The sequence below is a fragment of the Mesorhizobium sp. M0701 genome (assembly GCF_040320365.1).
In the GTDB taxonomy this organism is placed as follows: domain Bacteria; phylum Pseudomonadota; class Alphaproteobacteria; order Rhizobiales; family Rhizobiaceae; genus Mesorhizobium.
The window spans coordinates 229293-246772 of the sequence record NZ_JAMYPO010000001.1; the positions used below are offsets into that span (position 1 = coordinate 229293).

15 protein-coding genes are annotated in these 17480 nt (G+C 62.6%); 4 read left to right on the forward strand and 11 right to left on the reverse strand.

Features of this window, described 5'->3' with window-relative positions; translation table 11 throughout:
* Genes NKI24_RS01095 through NKI24_RS01110 form a run of 4 tightly spaced genes read left to right on the forward strand, consistent with a single transcriptional unit; the run spans position 1 to position 4236 of the window.
* The gene (locus NKI24_RS01095; protein WP_352742884.1) at positions 1-1515 is read left to right on the forward strand and encodes a GMC oxidoreductase; all 1515 of its coding nucleotides are present in this window, start codon (positions 1-3) and stop codon (positions 1513-1515) included.
* Positions 1512-2273 (forward strand): 3-ketoacyl-ACP reductase, encoded by a 762-nt coding sequence (locus NKI24_RS01100; protein WP_352702921.1) that lies wholly within the window; start codon positions 1512-1514, stop codon positions 2271-2273. Before NKI24_RS01095 ends, NKI24_RS01100 begins: the two co-directional genes overlap by 4 nt.
* A 12-nt stretch (positions 2274-2285) precedes the next feature.
* Positions 2286-3914, forward strand: coding sequence for a GMC family oxidoreductase (locus NKI24_RS01105; protein WP_352742887.1), 1629 nt, complete (start codon positions 2286-2288; stop codon positions 3912-3914).
* A gap of 10 nt (positions 3915-3924) precedes the next feature.
* Positions 3925-4236, forward strand: a complete 312-nt coding sequence (locus tag NKI24_RS01110; protein ID WP_352742094.1) for a Dabb family protein — start codon at positions 3925-3927, stop codon at positions 4234-4236.
* On the opposite strand, the gene NKI24_RS01115 is transcribed toward NKI24_RS01110, so the two are convergent.
* The 11 genes from NKI24_RS01115 to NKI24_RS01165 all read right to left on the reverse strand — a co-directional run bounded on the left by NKI24_RS01115 (position 4237) and on the right by NKI24_RS01165 (position 17465).
* Positions 4237-5082 (reverse strand): EamA family transporter, encoded by an 846-nt coding sequence (locus NKI24_RS01115; RefSeq protein ID WP_352742888.1) that lies wholly within the window; start codon positions 5080-5082, stop codon positions 4237-4239. It abuts the gene before it with no gap.
* 7 nt (positions 5083-5089) lie between these two features.
* Positions 5090-6004 carry an endonuclease/exonuclease/phosphatase family protein gene (locus NKI24_RS01120; protein ID WP_352742890.1) on the reverse strand — a complete coding sequence of 305 codons (915 nt, stop codon included), beginning with the start codon at positions 6002-6004 and terminating at the stop codon, positions 5090-5092.
* An 88-nt stretch (positions 6005-6092) separates the two neighbouring features.
* Positions 6093-7643, reverse strand: a complete 1551-nt coding sequence (locus tag NKI24_RS01125; RefSeq protein WP_352469504.1) for a cation:proton antiporter — start codon at positions 7641-7643, stop codon at positions 6093-6095.
* Positions 7644-8577: 934 nt separating this feature from the next.
* Entirely contained in the window at positions 8578-9642 is a 1065-nt protein-coding gene (locus NKI24_RS01130; RefSeq protein ID WP_352612935.1) for an ABC transporter ATP-binding protein, read from the reverse strand.
* Positions 9643-9665: 23 nt separating this feature from the next.
* Positions 9666-10457 carry an ABC transporter permease gene (locus tag NKI24_RS01135; RefSeq protein ID WP_352742893.1) on the reverse strand — a complete coding sequence of 264 codons (792 nt, stop codon included), beginning with the start codon at positions 10455-10457 and terminating at the stop codon, positions 9666-9668.
* Complete coding sequence (locus tag NKI24_RS01140) at positions 10454-11368, reverse strand: ABC transporter permease (RefSeq protein ID WP_023675356.1); 915 nt, start codon at positions 11366-11368, stop codon at positions 10454-10456. Before NKI24_RS01140 ends, NKI24_RS01135 begins: the two co-directional genes overlap by 4 nt.
* A 64-nt stretch (positions 11369-11432) precedes the next feature.
* Complete coding sequence (locus NKI24_RS01145; RefSeq protein WP_352454041.1) at positions 11433-12539, reverse strand: ABC transporter substrate-binding protein; 1107 nt, start codon at positions 12537-12539, stop codon at positions 11433-11435.
* A 242-nt stretch (positions 12540-12781) separates the two neighbouring features.
* On the reverse strand, positions 12782-13954 hold the full coding sequence (locus NKI24_RS01150; protein WP_352454040.1) for an iron-containing alcohol dehydrogenase: 1173 nt from the start codon (positions 13952-13954) through the stop codon (positions 12782-12784).
* A 35-nt stretch (positions 13955-13989) separates the two neighbouring features.
* Positions 13990-14484, reverse strand: coding sequence for a DUF2569 domain-containing protein (locus tag NKI24_RS01155; protein ID WP_352454039.1), 495 nt, complete (start codon positions 14482-14484; stop codon positions 13990-13992).
* Positions 14485-14526: 42 nt separating this feature from the next.
* On the reverse strand, positions 14527-15915 hold the full coding sequence (locus tag NKI24_RS01160; RefSeq protein ID WP_352742895.1) for an aldehyde dehydrogenase family protein: 1389 nt from the start codon (positions 15913-15915) through the stop codon (positions 14527-14529).
* Positions 15916-16094: 179 nt separating this feature from the next.
* The gene (locus NKI24_RS01165; RefSeq protein WP_352742111.1) at positions 16095-17465 is read right to left on the reverse strand and encodes a glutamine synthetase family protein; all 1371 of its coding nucleotides are present in this window, start codon (positions 17463-17465) and stop codon (positions 16095-16097) included.
* Positions 17466-17480 lie beyond the last annotated feature (15 nt).

The window sequence follows — 17480 nt, forward strand, 5'->3', positions numbered from 1 at the left end:
ATGACAAATCCCGACATCGTCATCATCGGCTCCGGCATAGGCGGCGCCACGATCGCCTCCGGCCTTGCCGGCGGTGGCGCCTCGATCCTGATGCTGGAGCGCGGCGAACCACTGCCAGCAACACCGCACACACGCGACACCCGCGCGATCTTCGTCGACGGCCATTATCGGCCGAAGGAGATGTGGCTTGAGGCCGGCGGAGCGCCGTTCAACCCGGGCAATTACTACTTTGTCGGCGGCAATTCGAAATTCTACGGCGCGGTGCTGATCCGATACCGCAGGCAAGACTTTTCGGAGATGGAGCACTATGGCGGCGTCTCGCCGGCCTGGCCGTTTTCCTATGAGGAATTCGAACCCTGGTATTCCAGGGCCGAGCAGCTGTTCCGCGTGCGCGGTGCACTCGGCGAAGACCCGACCGAGCCGTTCCACTCGATGCCCTACCCTTTCGGGCCGGTGCCCGACGAGCCGCCAATCGCGCGTGCCCGCGCCGAGTTGAAGAGCCTCGGCCTGCACCCGGCATCGCTGCCGCTCGGCGTCGACATCGAAGCCTGGCTGAAAGACGGCAGCACGCCGTGGGACGCTTTTCCCAACACCGGCGTCGGCAAGGTCGACGCCCAAACGGGGCCGCTGACCGCCGCCCTTGCCGACCAGAACATCAAGCTCGAGACCGGCGCCCATGTCGAATATCTCGAGGCATCGCCGGATGCGAGGACGATCATCGCCGTCCATTATCGACAGAACGGTACGCTGAAGAAAGTCGCGCCGAAGCTGGTCATCCTATCGGCCGGCGCAGTCAATTCCGCCGCCATCCTGCTGCGCTCGCCCACCCCTCAGGGCAGAGGCGGTGGCAAAGGCCTGGCCAACCGCTCCGACCAGGTCGGCCGCAACTTCATGAACCACAATTCAAGCGCCATGCTGGCGATCGATCCACGCCGCCGGAACCAATCCGTCTACCAGAAGACGCTGATGCTGAACGATTATTATCTGTCCGACGGCAAGGGCGGCAAGCCGCTCGGCAATGTCCAGCTCCTCGGCAAGATCGACGGCAACATCCTCAAGGCCAATGTCAGGCGCGCGCCCAAATTCGCGCTCGATTTCATGGCCGGCCACGCCGTCGACTGGTATCTGATGTGCGAGGACCTGCCCGATCCCGAGAGCCGCATCATGGTCGACGGCAAGGACATCGTCATGCAGTGGCGGCGCTCCAACATGCAGTCGCTCGACGGACTGACCAAGGTGATGCGCGAGAATTTCCGCGCCTGCGGCTATCCGATCGTCCTGTCGCGTCCGTTTGACAAGCGCACGCCCTCACATCAGTGCGGCACGGTGAAGATCGGCAACGATCCAGCGACCTCGCCGCTGGATCCGTTCTGCCGCTCCTTCGACCACAGCAATTTGTTCGTCGTCGATGCCGGCTTCCTGCCGAATTCGGCCGCCGTCAATCCGGCGCTGTCGATCGCCGCACAGGCGCTGCGCGTCGCCGATCATATCCGCAAGACGGAGCTTGCAACATGACCCGCCCGGCAGCGATCGTCACCGGCGGCGCGCGCGGCATCGGCCTTGCCTGCGCCGAGGCGCTGGCCGACGCAGGCTTCGACATCCTCCTCTCAGACCTTGCCGACGAAGCCGCCGACGGGCTCGCCGCCGACATCACCGGGCGCGGCGCGAAATTCGCCTATGTCAGTTGCGACATCGCCGACCTCGACGGCCACGCAGCGCTGATTGATGCCGCCACAAGCGCCTTCGGCCGCATCGACTGCCTGGTCAACAATGCCGGCATCGGCGCCGTCCTGCGCGGCGATCTGCTCGAGCTCAAGCCCGAAAATTTCGACCGGGTGCTCGGCATCAATCTGCGCGGCACCGTATTCCTCAGCCAGGCCGTCGCCAAAGCGATGCTCGGCCTGCCAAGCGATGGTGCGAGATCGATCATCACCATCACCTCGGTCAGCGCCGCCATGGCCTCGCCGGAACGTTCCGATTACTGCATCTCCAAGGCTGGGCTTTCGATGTGGGTGAAGAACCTGGCGCTGCGACTTGCCACCGAAAACATCGCCGTGTTCGAGGTGCGCCCGGGCATCATCCGCACCGACATGACCGCGGGTGTGACCGCCAAATATGACGGGCTGATCGACGGCGGGCTGGTGCCGGCGATGCGCTGGGGCGAGAGCGAAGATATCGGTGCCGCCGTGGCAGCACTCGCCGGTGGCAAGTTCGGCTTTTCGACCGGCTCGGTCATCAATGTCGACGGCGCGCTGTCGGTGCCGAGGCTATGAACAGGTGACGCCATGACCGACTACATCATCGTCGGCGCTGGCCCGGCCGGCTGCGTACTCGCCAACCGGCTGAGCGAAGATCCGTCGCATCAGGTGCTGCTGCTCGAAGCCGGCGGCAAGGACTGGCATCCGCTGATCCACATGCCGGCCGGTTTCGCCAAGATGACCAAGGGCATCGCCGCCTGGGGCTGGTCGACGGTGCCGCAAAAGCACATGCAGGACCGCGTCTTCCGATACACGCAGGCCAAGGTGATCGGTGGCGGCTCTTCGATCAACGCCCAGATCTACACGCGCGGCAACGCCCGCGACTACGACGCCTGGGAGAAGGAAGAAGGCCTTGCCGGCTGGGGCTATCGCGACGTGCTGCCCTATTTCAAGCGCGCGGAGAACAACCAGCGTTATGCCAACGATTTCCACGGCGACCAAGGCCCGCTCGGCGTATCGAACCCGATCGCGCCGCTGCCGATCTGCGAGGCCTATTTCCGTGCCGGACAGGAGATGGGCATCCCCTTCAATCCCGACTTCAACGGGGTAGCCCAGGAGGGCGTCGGTTACTATCAGCTGACGCAGAAGGACGCGAAGCGCTCCTCCGCCTCGGTCGCCTATCTCCGGCCGATCCGCGAGCGAAAGAATCTCACCGTCAGGACCGGCGTTCTGGTGACACGCATCGTCGTCGACAAGGGCCGCGCCGTCGGCGTCGAGATCGTCGACAGGCCGGGCGGCCAGCCAACGATCCTGCGCGCCGAGCGCGAGGTGATCGTCTCGTCCGGCGCTATCGGCTCGCCGAAGCTTCTGATGCAGTCGGGCATCGGCCCGGCCGACCATCTGAAGGCGGTCGGCGTGACACCGGTGCACGATCTGCCCGGCGTCGGCTCCAACCTGCAGGATCATCTCGACCTGTTCGTCATCGCCGAATGCACCGGCGATCACACCTACGACAACTACGCCAAGCTGCACTGGACGGCTTGGGCCGGCCTGCAGTATCTGCTCCTGAAGAAAGGCCCGGTAGCCTCCAGCCTGTTCGAGACCGGCGGCTTCTGGTACGCCGATCCGACCGCCGCCTCTCCCGACATCCAGCTGCATCTCGGCCTCGGCTCCGGCATCGAGGCCGGCGTCGAGAAGCTGAACAATCCGGGCGTGACATTGAACTCGGCCTTCCTGCGCCCGCGCTCGCGCGGCACCGTGCGGCTGAACAGTGCCGACCCGGCCGACCGCCCGCTGATTGATCCGAACTATTGGTCCGATCCCTATGACCGCGACATGTCGATCAAGGGGCTGAGGCTGGCGCGCGAGATCATGCGGCAGAAGGCGCTGCAGCCCTATGTACTGCGCGAGGTACTGCCGGGACCCGACCTGCAGAGCGGCGACGAGTTGTTCGACTACGCTTGCCGCAGTTCCAAGACCGACCATCACCCGGTCGGCACCTGCCGCATGGGCCACGATGCGATGAGCGTGGTAACGCCAGATCTCAGGCTGCGCGGGATCGAGGGCCTGCGCGTCTGCGACGCCTCGGTGATGCCGCGCATCCCCTCCTCCAACACCAATGCCCCGACGATCATGATTGGCGAAAAAGGCGCCGATCTGATCCTTGGCCGCGAGCCGCTGCCGCCGGCGGTGTTTTCCACCAACCGAGCGGCATGAGGGACAAAGAATGATCAGGCACTGTGTCTTCGTCAGATTTCGCAACGATGTCGCCGACGCCGAGCGCGCGGCAATCCATGCCGATCTCGAAGCGTTGCGGGCGGTGATCGACGGCATGGGCAAGGTCGAATTCAGCGCCAATACCAGCCCGGAACCCTTCGCCCGCGGCTTCACGCACGGCTTCACCATCGACTTTCGCGACGCTGCGGCACGCGATGCCTATCTGGAGCATGAAGCGCATCAGCGAGCCGGCGCAAAACTGGTCGCGGCGCTCGAAGGCGGCACCGACGGGCTGATGGTGTTTGATCTGCAGATCGCGTGACTATCCCATTCTCAGCGCAACGACGCCGGCAACGATGCTAAGCACCGCGGCACCTCGCCATGCCGTCATCTTCTCGCCGAGCGCGAAGACCGAGATCATCATGGCGAACAGGATCGATGTTTCGCGCAGCGACGCCACCGAGGCGATCGGCGCCTTGGTCATCGCCCACATCACGATCCAGTAGGCGCCGCCGCTGAGCACGCCGGTATAGATTCCGGCCTTCCAGTCGCGCGCCAGCACCGGCAGCGCCTGTGGTCCGCGAAAGACGACGCATAGCACCAGCGCCCACAGCGCATCGCAGACGAACAGCCAGGCGGCATAGCTCGACGCGGTGGCGGCCAGCCGCGCGCCGCTGCCGTCCGACAGCGTGTAGCTGGCGATGAAGGTCGATGTGCCCAGCGCGAAGCCGACGGCGCGCAGGTTCAATTTCTCCAGATGGGCGCCGCCGCGAAACGACAGCACTAGCGTGCCCGCCGACAACAAGAGGATGCCGAGAATGGCGAGCGGCGCCGGCATCTCGGCAACCACCACAACGCCCCCCAAAGCGGCCAGCAATGGCGCGGTGCCGCGCGCCAGCGGATAGGTCTGGGCGAAATCGCCGGCCTTGTAGGCGCCGATCAGGAACGTCCTGTAGCCCATGTGGAAGACAACGGAGGCGAGGATGTATGGCCACACTTCCGGCTTCGGCACCTCGACGAAAGGCAACGTCACCAGCGCAGCGGCACCCATGCCGAGCGTCATCAGTGTGATCGACAGGAAACGGTCGAGATGGACCTTGACCAGCGCGTTCCAGATCGCATGCATGGAAGCGGCGGCGAGCACCGCGAAAAAGACAAACAGGCTCATCGGCGGTTCATCCGCCGCCCGTCCCGATGACGATCGGCGTCTCCAGGTCGATATCGACCCAGAGCGGAAAATGGTCGGAAGCGATTTGGCCGATATCGGCGCTGACCGAGCGCACGCGCCCGGCAAACATGCCGCCGACGAAGCAATGGTCGAGCCGGCGCTTTGCCAGCCTGCCATCGATAGTCTTCACATGGGTGTGGAAATCCGCTGTCGGTTCCATTGCGACGGCGGCGGCATCGACAAAACCGTCGAGATAGGCGGCACCGCGATGATAGGGCGCGCTGCCGACAATGCGCCGGTACTCGGCGCTATCCGGCTCCATGTTGAAGTCGCCCAACCAGATCGCCGCTACGGGGTTTTCTGGCTCCTGTTCGCCATTGCTCCAGTTGCGCGCCGGCTCGTCGTCGGCGCCGCTCCATGGGCCGCCCTCGGACGGCGCACGGCGATGCTCGGCGAGCAAATGGTCGATCTGCTCCAGCCGCTCCTCGGCCGCGATATGCGCCAGATGCAACGACAGCACCCGCACCGGACCGGCAGGGGTGCGGATCATGCATTCGAGTGCGGCATTGCGGGTGTTGAGCGGCCGCAGCGTGCGCCTGAGCGGCAGCGTATGCAGCCGCGACCAGACGATCGGAAGCTTCGACAGAACCATCGTGCCGAATTGCCGCCGCCGGTTGACGATGCGGCCTTCACGCCGGTGGCTGGCATCCATGTCGAAGGCCGGCCCGTAGACCCAATGGTAGTCGGGCAGAAATTGCGAAAGAAGTTCCGGCTGGTCGTCCTCGTTGCTGCGCAACCAGTGCCGTTCCACCTCCTGCAAGGCGATGATGTCGGCGCCGGCCACGACCTTGGCACAACGCGCCAGGTCGTAGCGGCCATCGCTGCCGAAGCCGTACTGGATGTTATAGCTGACCAGCTTCATTGCTTATCCGGCTCAGTTTCCTGCTGCAGTAGCCGTTCGCTGACAGCCTTGCAATGTGCAGCCGGGCGGAGGGAGCTTGGGCCAGATGCTAAGTGGTCAGCGGCTGGAACCGACCGGGCGGGGATGCTGCCAGTTCCGACCAGTCGATTTCTTCCTCAAGGCGGTGGTAGGCTTCGTCGCCGATCGTTCCGTCGATGCGCAAACGCTCCAGCGCATCGCGCTGGCTCTTGATGGCGTAGAGACGCAATCTGTCATACTCGGTCGCCGCCTGGGCATCCTCGGGGTTTTCGGCGATGGCGCGCTGGGCGGCATATTGCTCTCGCACCGCCCCGGCCGCGCTCGATGTCTTGCCGCTGAGCACGTCCAGCGCCGCCTGCATGATGGCGACGCGCGCCTGCGCCACCTCCCGGTCGACCGTCCGGTCGAGGTCGAGATTGAGCAGAAGCAGCAACGGTTTCAGGCTGACGCCTTGCAGCACCAATGTGCCGAGCACGACCGTGAAAGCGGCGAGCACGATCGGATCACGGCCCGGAAAGTCGGCCGGCAAGGCGAAGGCTGCCGCAAGCGTCACCAGGCCGCGCATGCCGCACCAGCCGATGAGCACGCCGCCGCGGAATGTCGGTGCATCCTTCCGCCTGTCTTCGTCGCCCAGACGTGCCAGCGCTCTGAGGATCGCGCCGCAGCCCAGAACCCAGACGAGCCGCGATACGATGACGACGGCCAGCACAGCCAGGGCAAAGACGAACGCCTCGCTTTGTCCTTGCTCGGCAAGTCGGCCGACGATGGACCGCGCTTGCAGGCCCATCAGAACGAAGGCCAGCACGTTGAGCACGAACACCGCCGTCTCCCAGACCGAGTAGGAACTGACACGATTCCTTGCCGGCATGCGGCGCGGCGATGTACGTGCGATCGTCATGGCATAGACGACGATCGTGATGATGGCGGAAAGCCCTATCCTGTCGGCCAGGATCCAGACGCCGAAGGTTGAGGCGAATTGCACCACGGTGCCGCTCGCCGGGTCGTCGATGCGGCCAAGTATGGCGAGAGACAACCGGCCGAGCACATAGCCTGCGGCAAGGCTGCCGACCGTCGACAGCAGGATCATTGGAACGGCACTGCTCAACAGGATGGTGCCGGCGGCTGCGGAAACCGACATCCTGTAGATCAGCAGCGCCGTGGCGTCGTTGAGAAGGCTCTCGCCTTCCAGGATGGCGGTGATGCGGTGCGGCACCTTGAACTGTCCGAGCACGGCCGCCGCCGCCACCGCATCGGGCGGCGCTACGATCGCGCCGAGCGCTATGGCCGCGGCAATGGGCAGGCCTGCCATCGTCCAGCCGACCAGCGCGACCGTTACGGTGGTGAAGATGACGGCGCCAAGCGCCAGCAGGATGAGCGAAACCTTGTAGCGGTTGAGATCGCGCAGCGACGTGTCATAGGCCGCGTCGAGCAGAACCGGCGCGATGAACAGAGCGAGCGCCAGTTCCGGGTCGATCTCGATGGTCGGGGCAAACGGCAGGAAGGCGATGCCGGCGCCGGCCAGCGCCAGCAATGACGGATAGGGAATCTGCAGACGGCGCGACAACGCGGTCAGGGCGACCGCGATGAGAAGCAGGACAAGGGTGAGTTCAAAAAGCGCCATGCCTTATTTAACCGTGGAAGGGCTGCGTGGGCAGAGGAATAATGAGCGCTTCGATATGCTCATAATTTGGTGACTCGTTAATAGCCGGATCTCACAGAGATCGGAGCAAAGCAAATTGTTGGCGACTCGCATGGCGTAACGTATGTAGTCGCCAACTCGCAGCGCCATGGGATTGATCTAATGAAAAGATTTTTCAGTACATTGTGCATCTTGGCATGGTCGTTAACGGGGGCAACGGCTTCCGAGCTATACAATCAGTTGCTCACCGCGAAGACACAGCTCTTCGGAACTCCAAGACCCGGACCAGGGTTGGGTCTATGGGCAAAGCAGACAAATGAAAGATTAATGTCAATCATAGAAGGTACATGGGTCGATCTTGGGTACTCCGACTTGGCGACTGAGGATTCCTTCAGGAAAGCGTGCCATGACTACGGAGTTGCGTTCAAAAAGTATAATGAATACAAATTTGACACCATTTCGAGATGGAAGTCTGGGCGCAGAGAGGGTGAAATAAGCCGCGAGTACATCTTTAAAGCTGGAATATCATACAATTTCAGATGGGATATTGATCAGCAAATGAAATTATTTGGCGATTCCGAGCCAAACGGCCCGAAAGTTCTGCAAAACGCGAATGGGACAAGTGCGTTGTTAATGATGACGCCTAACACCATGCTTGAGACCGATTTCGCGACCGGGCTACCTTTCCTTTGGGGGCGCTGCCCTACGGACTAGCGGTCGCGATCTCCCGACGTACTCTCCAGACAGCAGCGCAGTCCGCACCGGGCTTGAGGGCGGTGCTGCCTTGCAATGAAGGCGTTCAGCTTTGTGTCGGGTCCGTGGCCACCGAAATCCTGACTGGCTAGACAGACATCGCTATTTCCTGACGGCGCTGCCGTTAAAATTCACGGTATTGAACCCGCCCACTCGGGCGAGATCAATGCAGCACCAGCATGTCGCCCGACGAGAACGAAATCTCGGCCTTTTCGCCGACGGCCGGCGGCGGTGTGGCCGGGCTGTTGAACGTGTCGAGCGAGACCGTGCTGCCGCCGATGCCGACGCGAACCCGGATGACCGAGCCGAGGAAATGCACCTCGGCGATTTCGCCCCAAAGGCTGGAATCGCGGCCGGGGTGTCGGCCGAGCGAGATCGCCTCGGGCCGCAACGCCAGCGACAGCGTGTCGCCGGATTTCGAGCCGTTGAGCTTGCCCTTGAGCGAGACCTCTTGCGAGTTGACGCGCACCTTGCCCGAAGCGGCGTCGGTGACCGTGCCTTCGAGCACGTTCAGCGTGCCGACGAAATTGGCGACGAATTTGGTTGCCGGCCGGTTGTAGATCTCGAACGGCGTGCCGACCTGCTCGGCCTTGCCGCCATACATGACGGCGATGCGGTCGGAGATTGACAGCGCCTCTTCCTGGTCGTGGGTGACGAAGATGGTGGTGATGCCGAGCTTCTTCTGGATCGAGCGGATTTCCTCGCGCAGCGACACGCGCACCTTGGCGTCGAGCGCCGACAGCGGCTCGTCGAGCAGCAGCAGTTTCGGTTTGGGCGCAATCGCCCGCGCCAGCGCGATGCGCTGCTGCTGGCCGCCGGACAGTTGGTAGGGATAGCGGTCGCCCATCTGCGGCAGCTTGATGATGTCGAGCATCTCGGCAACGCGCCTGTCGGCATCGGCCTTCGGCATACCGGCGACCTTCAGCCCGAAGCCGATATTCTGCGCCACGGTGAGGTTCGGAAACAGCGCATAGGCCTGGAACACCATGCCGATGTTGCGCTGGTTGGGCTTGAGCCGGGTGACGTCCTTGCCGGCCACGACAATCTTGCCGGCGGATGGCTCCTCGAAACCGGCGACCATGCGCAGCACCGTCGTCTTGCCGCAGCCCGACGGGCCAAGGAAGGAGACGAATTCGCCCGGCTCGACGTCGAGGTTGAAATCCTGCACCACAATGGCGGCGCCGAAGGATTTTCGCACCTGCTGGATTGAGAGGAATGGCTCGGCCATGGCTTTTTCTTTCGGCTTTTCGATCAGTTCGGGCTGTTCGCCGATCGCGGAGCGAAGCGCGACAGGATCTGGATCAGCGACATGCAGCCCCAGGTAATGGCAAAGGCGATGATGGCAAGCGCCGCCGGCTCGTAAGCGCGGTTGGCGCCGACGTTCTGCAGATAGGGTCCGAAAGCAGGCCGGTTGAGCAGGCTGGCCATGGTAAATTCACCGATGACGATGGCGAAGGTCAGGAAGGCGCCCGACAGCACCGCGATCAGCACGTTGGGCAGGATGACCCGAGTGATGATCGTGCCCCAGCCGGCGCCGAGGATCTGCGCCGCCTCAGTCAGTGTCCGCACGTCGATGGTGCGAAGCCCGGTGTCGACGGCGCGATACATATAGGGCAGCGCCAGTGTCGCATAACCGATGACCAGCAAGGCATTGGCTCCTGTGTCGCTGGCCAGGAACGGCAGCGGTGAATTCGACCCGTACATTCTGATGTAGCCGAAGACGATAACGATGGCCGGGATGACCAGCGGCAACAGCGTGATGAACTCGACGACGGGCCTTAGCTGCGGGAGCCGCAGACGAATCCAGTACGCCGCCGGCACCACCACCAGCACGCCAAGGACGATGGTGAAAATGGCGGCGACCACCGAATAGATGAAGGTCGCCTGGAAGCGGGGATCGCCGAGCACGACCTGATAGGCATCGAAGGAATACGCGCCGCGCCGCATGCGCATGGAGAATTCCACGGTCGCGATCAGCGGAATGAAGAAATAGGCCGCGCCCAGCGCGAAGACGATCCAGGCCCAGAATCTGCCGGACTTCATTTGAGCCACCTCTCAGAGCGCGTCCGGAACCAGATGTAGAAGACATTGGCCAGCCCAGTGATGACGATCATGCCGAAGGCGATGGCGTAGCCGAGATGGGCATTGTGCAGCACGTCACCGCGGATCTGCGCGTAGAGCAGGATAGGGACGATGTTAAGCGAGGAGCCGGTCAGAGCGTAAGCGGTGGCGATGGCACCGAAGGCGTTGGCGAACAAGAGGATGACGGTGCCGAGGAAACTTGGCCAGATCACCGGAATGACGACCATGCGCCAGAACTGCGCCTGGGTCGCGCCAAGCGTTGCCGCCGCTTCGCCCCATTCCTTCTTCAGCCCATCGATCGCCGGCACGATGATCACCACCATCAGCGGGATCTGGAAATAGACATAGGTCAGCGTCAGGCCCCAGAACGACAGGATGTTGAAACCATGGGCATAAATGTTGAAGCCGACCAAGACGTTGAGCAGCACCGTGGCGAGCCCGAGCCGGCCGAGCGTCGCGAGAAAGGCAAAGGCCAGCGGCACGCCGGCAAAATTGGAGGCCACACCGGAAAAGGTCAGTGTCGCCGAGCGTATCCACTCCGGCAGCCCGCCGCGCACGATGGCGATGGCAATGGCAAGTCCCGCGAAAGCACCGATCAGCGACGAGGCGAGGCTGACCTTGATTGAGATCCAGTAGGCGGCAACGATCGACGGCTGCGCCAAGGCCGCTATGTTTTCGAAAGTGAATTCGCCGGCATCGTTCCGGAATGCGCCCAGCATCAGATAGAGCGTCGGCAGGATCAGGAACATGATGGCGAAGATGAAGAAAGGCGCAACGCCAAGCCATTGCGTCGGCAGCCTCATGCTGCGGGCGTCGGCAGGAGGCGCGGTCTTCCCGGCAACAGCGTGATCGGACAACGAGATATCGGTCATGCGCCGGCTACCGTCCTGGAGGTATGCCGGGCGGCCATCTAAGCCGCCCGGCTGATCTCAAGTCTTACTTGACGTTGGCGCCGACGACGGCATCCCAGTTCTTGGTGATGGCTTCCTTGGCCTTGCCCTGCTCGTCGAGCGTCGGGAACACCGCGGCTGCATAGGACTCGGCCGGCGGCAGCTTGGCCATCACGTCAGCCGGGAGCTTGCCATTCTTGGCGAGGTCGTTGAAGCGGATCGGGTGACAATAGCCCTTCAGCCAGCCGATCTGGCCTTCGTCGGAATAGAGATATTCCAGCCACAGCTTGGCAGCATTCGGGTGCGGCGCATAGGCGCTGATCGCCTGAACATAGACGCCGGCGACGACACCGGTCTTCGGCACGACGACGTCGACCGGCGGATTGCCCTTCAGCGTATCACGGCCGGCAAGCGCGTTATAATCCCAGGTCACCAGGATTGGCGTCTGGCCTTGGGCAAGCGTCGCGGGCTTGCCGATGACCGGCACGAAATTGCCGGCGGCGTTGAGCTTCTTGAAGAAGTCGAGACCAGCCGTGCCGGCGGCTTCGCCGGCAGCCGCACCGCCGGAAAGGCCGGCGGCATAGACTGCCTGGATGGCCTGGTTCGAAGCACGCGGGTCACCGGCGAGCGCCACGGTATTGGCGAATTCCGGCTTCAGCAAGTCGGCCCAGTCGGCCGGCGCTTCCTTGACCAGGTCCTTGTTCACCAGAAACGAAAGCACGCCGTAATAGTCGCCGGTCCAAAAGCCTTCGGCATCCTTGGCGCTGTCCGGGATCGAGTCCCAGGTTGATACTTTATAAGCCTGGATCAGGCCATCCTTCTTTGCGGTCGGGCCGAAGCTCAGGCCGACGTCGATGACGTCGGGCGCCTGCGGGCCCTTGTTGTCCTTGTTGGCCTTGATCGCCTCGACCTCGTCGCCGGAGCCGGCATCGGGGTTGAGCTCGTTGATGGTGAGTTCCGGATATTTCGCCTTGAAGCCGTCGATGACTGCGCCGTAGCCGCACCAGTCATGCGGCAGCGCGATGACCGTGAGCTGGCCTTCAGCCTTGGCTGCGGCGACCAGTTCATCCATGGACTGGGCCGACGAGATGGCAGAGGTCGCCATCAGGGCGACGGCCGAAAGGGAAAGCAGTTTTCCCGTGAATTTGAACATGTGTTCTCTCCGTTGAACTGACGCCGTTGGACGCCTGCGATGCGGTATCGTTTTCGTGTGACAGCCAGATGAAAGCTTTGTGAACGCGATGCCCCGCAGTACGAAAAAGTAAACTCTTTTTAACCGGCTGGAGCAATCGCTTCGCGATTCTTTTTCCGGCTAACTAGTTTCGATCTTGCCTTTCATCTTTCCCCCTTTCCTTTGCCTCTTTTCCCAAGTCGATTTCCGATGCGAAAATTGTCTCAGACGGTGCCGGCGATGGCGTTTTCGAGCAGCGTCAGCGCCGCCTTTTTGGTCAGCTTGACCGGGTTGCCGCCGGCGGTCGGATCGACCACCGCCATGTCGGCGATCAGGCCCTTGCGTTTCTTGTCCATGTCGAGCCCCTTGATCAGGCTGGGCAGCGCATGCGGCACCTTGAGCTCCTTGCGCAGCTTGATGATCGCCTTCGCAAAACCGTCGAAGCCGCCCTTGATGCCGCAATAGGCGGCAAGCCGGGCGATGCGCGGCTCGATCGCCTCTCGGTTGAAGGCCAGCACGTAGGGCATGAACACGGCGTTGGTCATGCCATGGTGGGTGTCGTAGAGCGCGCCGATCGGATGCGACAGCGAATGAATCGCTCCAAGCCCTTTCTGGAAGGCGGCCGCTCCCATGGCAGCGGCGCTCATCATGTTGGCGCGGGCGACCAGATCCTTGCCGTTGGCATAGGCTTTCGGCAGGTTTTCGAAGACCAGCCTTATGCCTTCCACGGCGATGCCGTCGGCCATCGGGTGATAGCCCGGCGCGCAATAGGCTTCGAGGCAATGGGCCAGCGCATCCATGCCGGTGCCGGCGGTGATGAAGCCCGGCATGCCGACCGACAGCTCCGGATCGGCAATGACGATCGCCGGCAAAAGCTTTGGATGGAAGATGACCTTCTTGGTATGGGTCGCTTCATTGGTGATGACGCCGGCGCGGCCGACTTCCGAGCCGGTGCCGGCCGTGGTCGGCACGGCGATGATCGGCGCGATCGCATCGGCATCGGCGCGTGTCCACCAGTCGCCGACATCCTCGAAATCCCAGACCGGCCGTGTCTGCCCGGCCTGGAAGGCGATCAGCTTGCCGAGGTCGAGCGCCGAGCCGCCGCCAAAGGCAATAACGCCGTCATGCTTGCCCTTCTTGAACACGGCAATGCCGGCGGTCAGGTTGGAATCCACCGGGTTCGGCTTGACCTCGGAAAACACGCCATACGGCACCTTGGCGTCGTCGAGGATCTTCAGCGTCGAGGCCACCACCGGCAGCCTGGCCAGTCCCGGATCGGTGACGAACAGCGGCCGCTTGATGCCGGTCGCCGCCAGCACCTCCGGCAGCTCCTTGATGCGTCCGGCGCCGAAGCGGACGGTCGTCGGGTAATTCCATTTGGAAACGAGTTTTGTCATTTCGACCTTCTTGACTGCTTTCGTGCTCTTGGATGTCATTCGTTCACAAAGGTGTTGGCCACACGTTCCGACCGCATCATGTACGGAACCCAGATGACTGCGGCCCATATCGAGCGCGAAATTCCGCCCACGGTGTCTGCGTCGTACGCGTCGGCCAATTCTGGAACGGCGGTGGAAAAAGCCAGATGCACAGCCCATGGATCGAGAACGGCATATACCGGCATCGCGAATGCCCAAATCATGTACCAGCCGGGGAATATCTGCCAGCGCTTGAACATGAAGAACAATAATAGGGCCGGGGCCGATAGGTTTAGTATGCCGAATATCAACAATTCGGCAAGAATCAGCACACCTTGGGACAAACTGAAGGCCTGCCAGTTCTGTAGCATGCCGAGATAGTCGGTATTGTGCAGTTGTACCAACCCCAGTATCGGCGTGAGCATCAACCCGAGCATCGGCAGGACAAGCCATCCGCCGATACCCTCGGGACCCTCACGATCTGGCAAAGCCGATTGTTGTGTATCCGCCATTACTCCCCCTCAACAGCGATCGCATGCTTGTCGATCGCCACCTTAGATCACCTCGCGCAGATGGTATGATCTCGGCCTGGTCAGATTATCGTAGCCGATGGCCGACAGTGCCGCGCCCTTGCCGGTGTCCTTGACGCCGGTCCAGACCAGCGCCGGATCGAGATAGTCGCAGCGGTTCATGAACACCGTGCCGGTCTCGACACGATCGCCGATCGCCGCCGCGTGGTCGGTGTCGCGCGTCCAGATCGAGGCCGTCAGCCCATAGGGGCTGTCGTTCATCAGCGCGATCGCTTCCTCGTCGTTGCGCACCTTCATGATGCCGACGATCGGGCCAAAGCTTTCCTCTCGCATGACGCTCATCTGGTGGTCGACCTGGGTCAGCACTTCCGGCGCCAGATAAGGCGAACCCTGCCTGTCGTTGGCAACCTTCATATTGATGTGCGCCCTGGCGCCCTTGCGCAACGCCTCGGCCTTCTGCTCGCGGATCAGGTCGGCGAAGCGCGCCTGCGCCATCGGCCCCATGGTGGTCGCCTGGTCGAGCGGATTGCCGACGACGTAGTTCCTGGTCTCGGCAATGAAGCCCTCGACGAATTCATCGTAGACCTTCTCGTGGACATAGACGCGTTCGATGCCGCAGCAGCACTGGCCGGAATTGTAGAAGGCGCCGTCGACCAGATTGGCAACGGCATGGTCCATCTTTGCGTCCGGCAGCACATAGGCCGGATCCTTGCCGCCGAGTTCGAGGCCGAGCGTCATGAAGGTGCCCGCCGCCGCCTTCTCGATGGCGCGGCCGCCGGCGACCGAGCCGGTGAAGTTGACATGGTCGATCTTGCCGCAGCCGAGCAGCCTTTCAGTCTGCGCGTGGTTCAGGACGAGGTTCTGGAACAGGCCCTTGGGCAGGCCGGCCTTATCAAACGCCTGCTGAAACCGTTCGCCGACCAACAATGTCTGTGCCGCATGCTTGAGGATGACGGCGCTGCCCGCCATCAGCGCCGGGACGATGGTGTTGACGGCGGTGAGATAGGGATAGTTCCACGGCGCGATCACCATGACGACGCCGAGCGGCATCTTCTTCACATAGCGCCGAAAGCCGTCCTTCGGGTTGGAGGCCATGACCGGCTTCAAGGCCGCCTCGGCGATCTCGACCATGTAGCTGACGCGTTCCCTGACGCCGCCGAACTCGCCGCCATAGCGCACCGGCCGGCCCATCTGCCAGGCGATCTCCGGCACGATCTCGTCGGTCATGGCGACCAGCGCTTCCAGCATGGCAAGCATGTACTTGCCGCGCTCGACGACCGGCGTCTCAGCCCACTTCTCCTGCGCCGCCTTGGCACGTTCGACCGCGGCACCGATCGCCTGGTCGGTGGCAAGAGGCCGTTCGGCATAGATCGAACCGTCGACGGGGGATTTTATCTTGACCGTTTCGGTCATGCCTTGGGTCCTCGCATTCTACAATAATGTCGTTGGTTAGCGCCGCCCTCATCCGCCTGCCGGCACCTTCTCCCGTATACTGACGGGGAGAAGGGACAAGCTCAGCGCCGGGCCCCCTCTCCCCCGTTCTTCACGGGAGAGGCTGAGGGTGAGGAGCGGCGCCAACGTTGCCAGATTATTCAATACCGCTCGAACCCCCTGTGCAGTTCCCAGTCCGTAATCCGGCGGTCGTACTCGAACTGTTCCCAGTGTGCCGTGTGGACGTAATGTTCCAGCACATCGTCGCCGAGCGCCTGCCTCAGCATTTTCGATTCCGCCAGTGTCGCGGTGGCGTCGCGCAATGTCTTTGGAATTTCGGGCAGCTGCGAGGCCTGGTAGGCATCGCCGACGAAGGGCTTCTGCAGGTCAAGCTTTTCATCGATGCCGGCAAGCCCGGCCGCGATCAGCGCGGCGAAAGCCAGATAGGGGTTCAAATCGGCGCCGCCGATGCGGCATTCCATGCGGATGCCTTTGGTGCCCTCGCCGCAAAGACGGAAGCCGGCGGTGCGGTTGTCTTCGCTCCACATGATCTTGGTCGGCGCAAACGTGCCGGCCTGGAAGCGCTTGTAGGAATTGATGTAGGGCGCCAGGAACCAGGTGAATTCCTTGGCATATTTGAGCTGGCCGGCCGCCCATTGCTGGCCGAGTGTCGACAGCGTCCACTCGGCATTTTTGTCGTAGAACAACGGCGTCTTGCCGTCGGCGCTCCACAGCGAATTATGGATGTGGCTGGAATTGCCGGCGAGCCCGTAATTGTACTTGGCCATGAACGAGATCGCCTTGCCTTCGGACTCGGCGATTTCCTTGGCGCCGTTCTTCAGGATGACGTGGCGGTCGGCCATGTCGAGCGCCTCGGCGTAGCGGACATTGATCTCTTCCTGGCCTGGCCCCCACTCGCCCTTCGAATTCTCGATCGGGATGCCGGCCGCCTCCATCTCGTTGCGCAGCCGGCGCATGACGCCTTCTTCCTTGGTGGTGATGCCGATCTGGTAGTCGCCGATGTAGGGCGATGCCGTCTCGAGGCCCTGCCAGTGCTTCTTGCGGGCGGAATCGTAGGTTTCGCTGAACAGATAGAATTCGAGCTCGGAAGCGAAATAGCCGATATAGCCGCGATCCTGCAGCCGCTTGACCTGCTTCTTCAGCATGGCGCGCGGCGAATGCGCCAGGTCGTCATGGGTATGGTGGTCGAGCACGTCGCAGATCACCAGCGCCGTCTTCTCCAGCCACGGAACGAGCCGCAGCGTCGCAAGGTCCGGCTTCATGACGAAATCGCCATAACCCTTCGACCAGCTCGCCGCCTTGTAGCCGGGCACCGGTTCCATATCGATGTCTGCCGCCAAGAGATAGTTACAGCCATGCGTCTCGTCATGCGCGGAATCGACGAAATAACGGGCCAGGAACCGCTTTCCCGCGAGCCGCCCCTGCATATCGACGATGCAGGCCAGCACCGTGTCGACCTCGCCGCTGGAGACCGCTTGCTTCAACTGATCGAACGAGAAATTTCCGGCCATTCCTTTGGCACTCCA

Coding starts and splice junctions, on each gene's coding strand:
- NKI24_RS01095 (WP_352742884.1), top strand. CDS start 1: ATGACAAATCCCGACATCGTCATCATCGGCTCCGGCATAGGCGGCGCC.
- NKI24_RS01100 (WP_352702921.1), top strand. CDS start 1,512: ATGACCCGCCCGGCAGCGATCGTCACCGGCGGCGCGCGCGGCATCGGC.
- NKI24_RS01105 (WP_352742887.1), top strand. CDS start 2,286: ATGACCGACTACATCATCGTCGGCGCTGGCCCGGCCGGCTGCGTACTC.
- NKI24_RS01110 (WP_352742094.1), top strand. CDS start 3,925: ATGATCAGGCACTGTGTCTTCGTCAGATTTCGCAACGATGTCGCCGAC.
- NKI24_RS01115 (WP_352742888.1), bottom strand. CDS start 5,082: ATGAGCCTGTTTGTCTTTTTCGCGGTGCTCGCCGCCGCTTCCATGCAT.
- NKI24_RS01120 (WP_352742890.1), bottom strand. CDS start 6,004: ATGAAGCTGGTCAGCTATAACATCCAGTACGGCTTCGGCAGCGATGGC.
- NKI24_RS01125 (WP_352469504.1), bottom strand. CDS start 7,643: ATGGCGCTTTTTGAACTCACCCTTGTCCTGCTTCTCATCGCGGTCGCC.
- NKI24_RS01130 (WP_352612935.1), bottom strand. CDS start 9,642: ATGGCCGAGCCATTCCTCTCAATCCAGCAGGTGCGAAAATCCTTCGGC.
- NKI24_RS01135 (WP_352742893.1), bottom strand. CDS start 10,457: ATGAAGTCCGGCAGATTCTGGGCCTGGATCGTCTTCGCGCTGGGCGCG.
- NKI24_RS01140 (WP_023675356.1), bottom strand. CDS start 11,368: ATGACCGATATCTCGTTGTCCGATCACGCTGTTGCCGGGAAGACCGCG.
- NKI24_RS01145 (WP_352454041.1), bottom strand. CDS start 12,539: ATGTTCAAATTCACGGGAAAACTGCTTTCCCTTTCGGCCGTCGCCCTG.
- NKI24_RS01150 (WP_352454040.1), bottom strand. CDS start 13,954: ATGACAAAACTCGTTTCCAAATGGAATTACCCGACGACCGTCCGCTTC.
- NKI24_RS01155 (WP_352454039.1), bottom strand. CDS start 14,484: ATGGCGGATACACAACAATCGGCTTTGCCAGATCGTGAGGGTCCCGAG.
- NKI24_RS01160 (WP_352742895.1), bottom strand. CDS start 15,915: ATGACCGAAACGGTCAAGATAAAATCCCCCGTCGACGGTTCGATCTAT.
- NKI24_RS01165 (WP_352742111.1), bottom strand. CDS start 17,465: ATGGCCGGAAATTTCTCGTTCGATCAGTTGAAGCAAGCGGTCTCCAGC.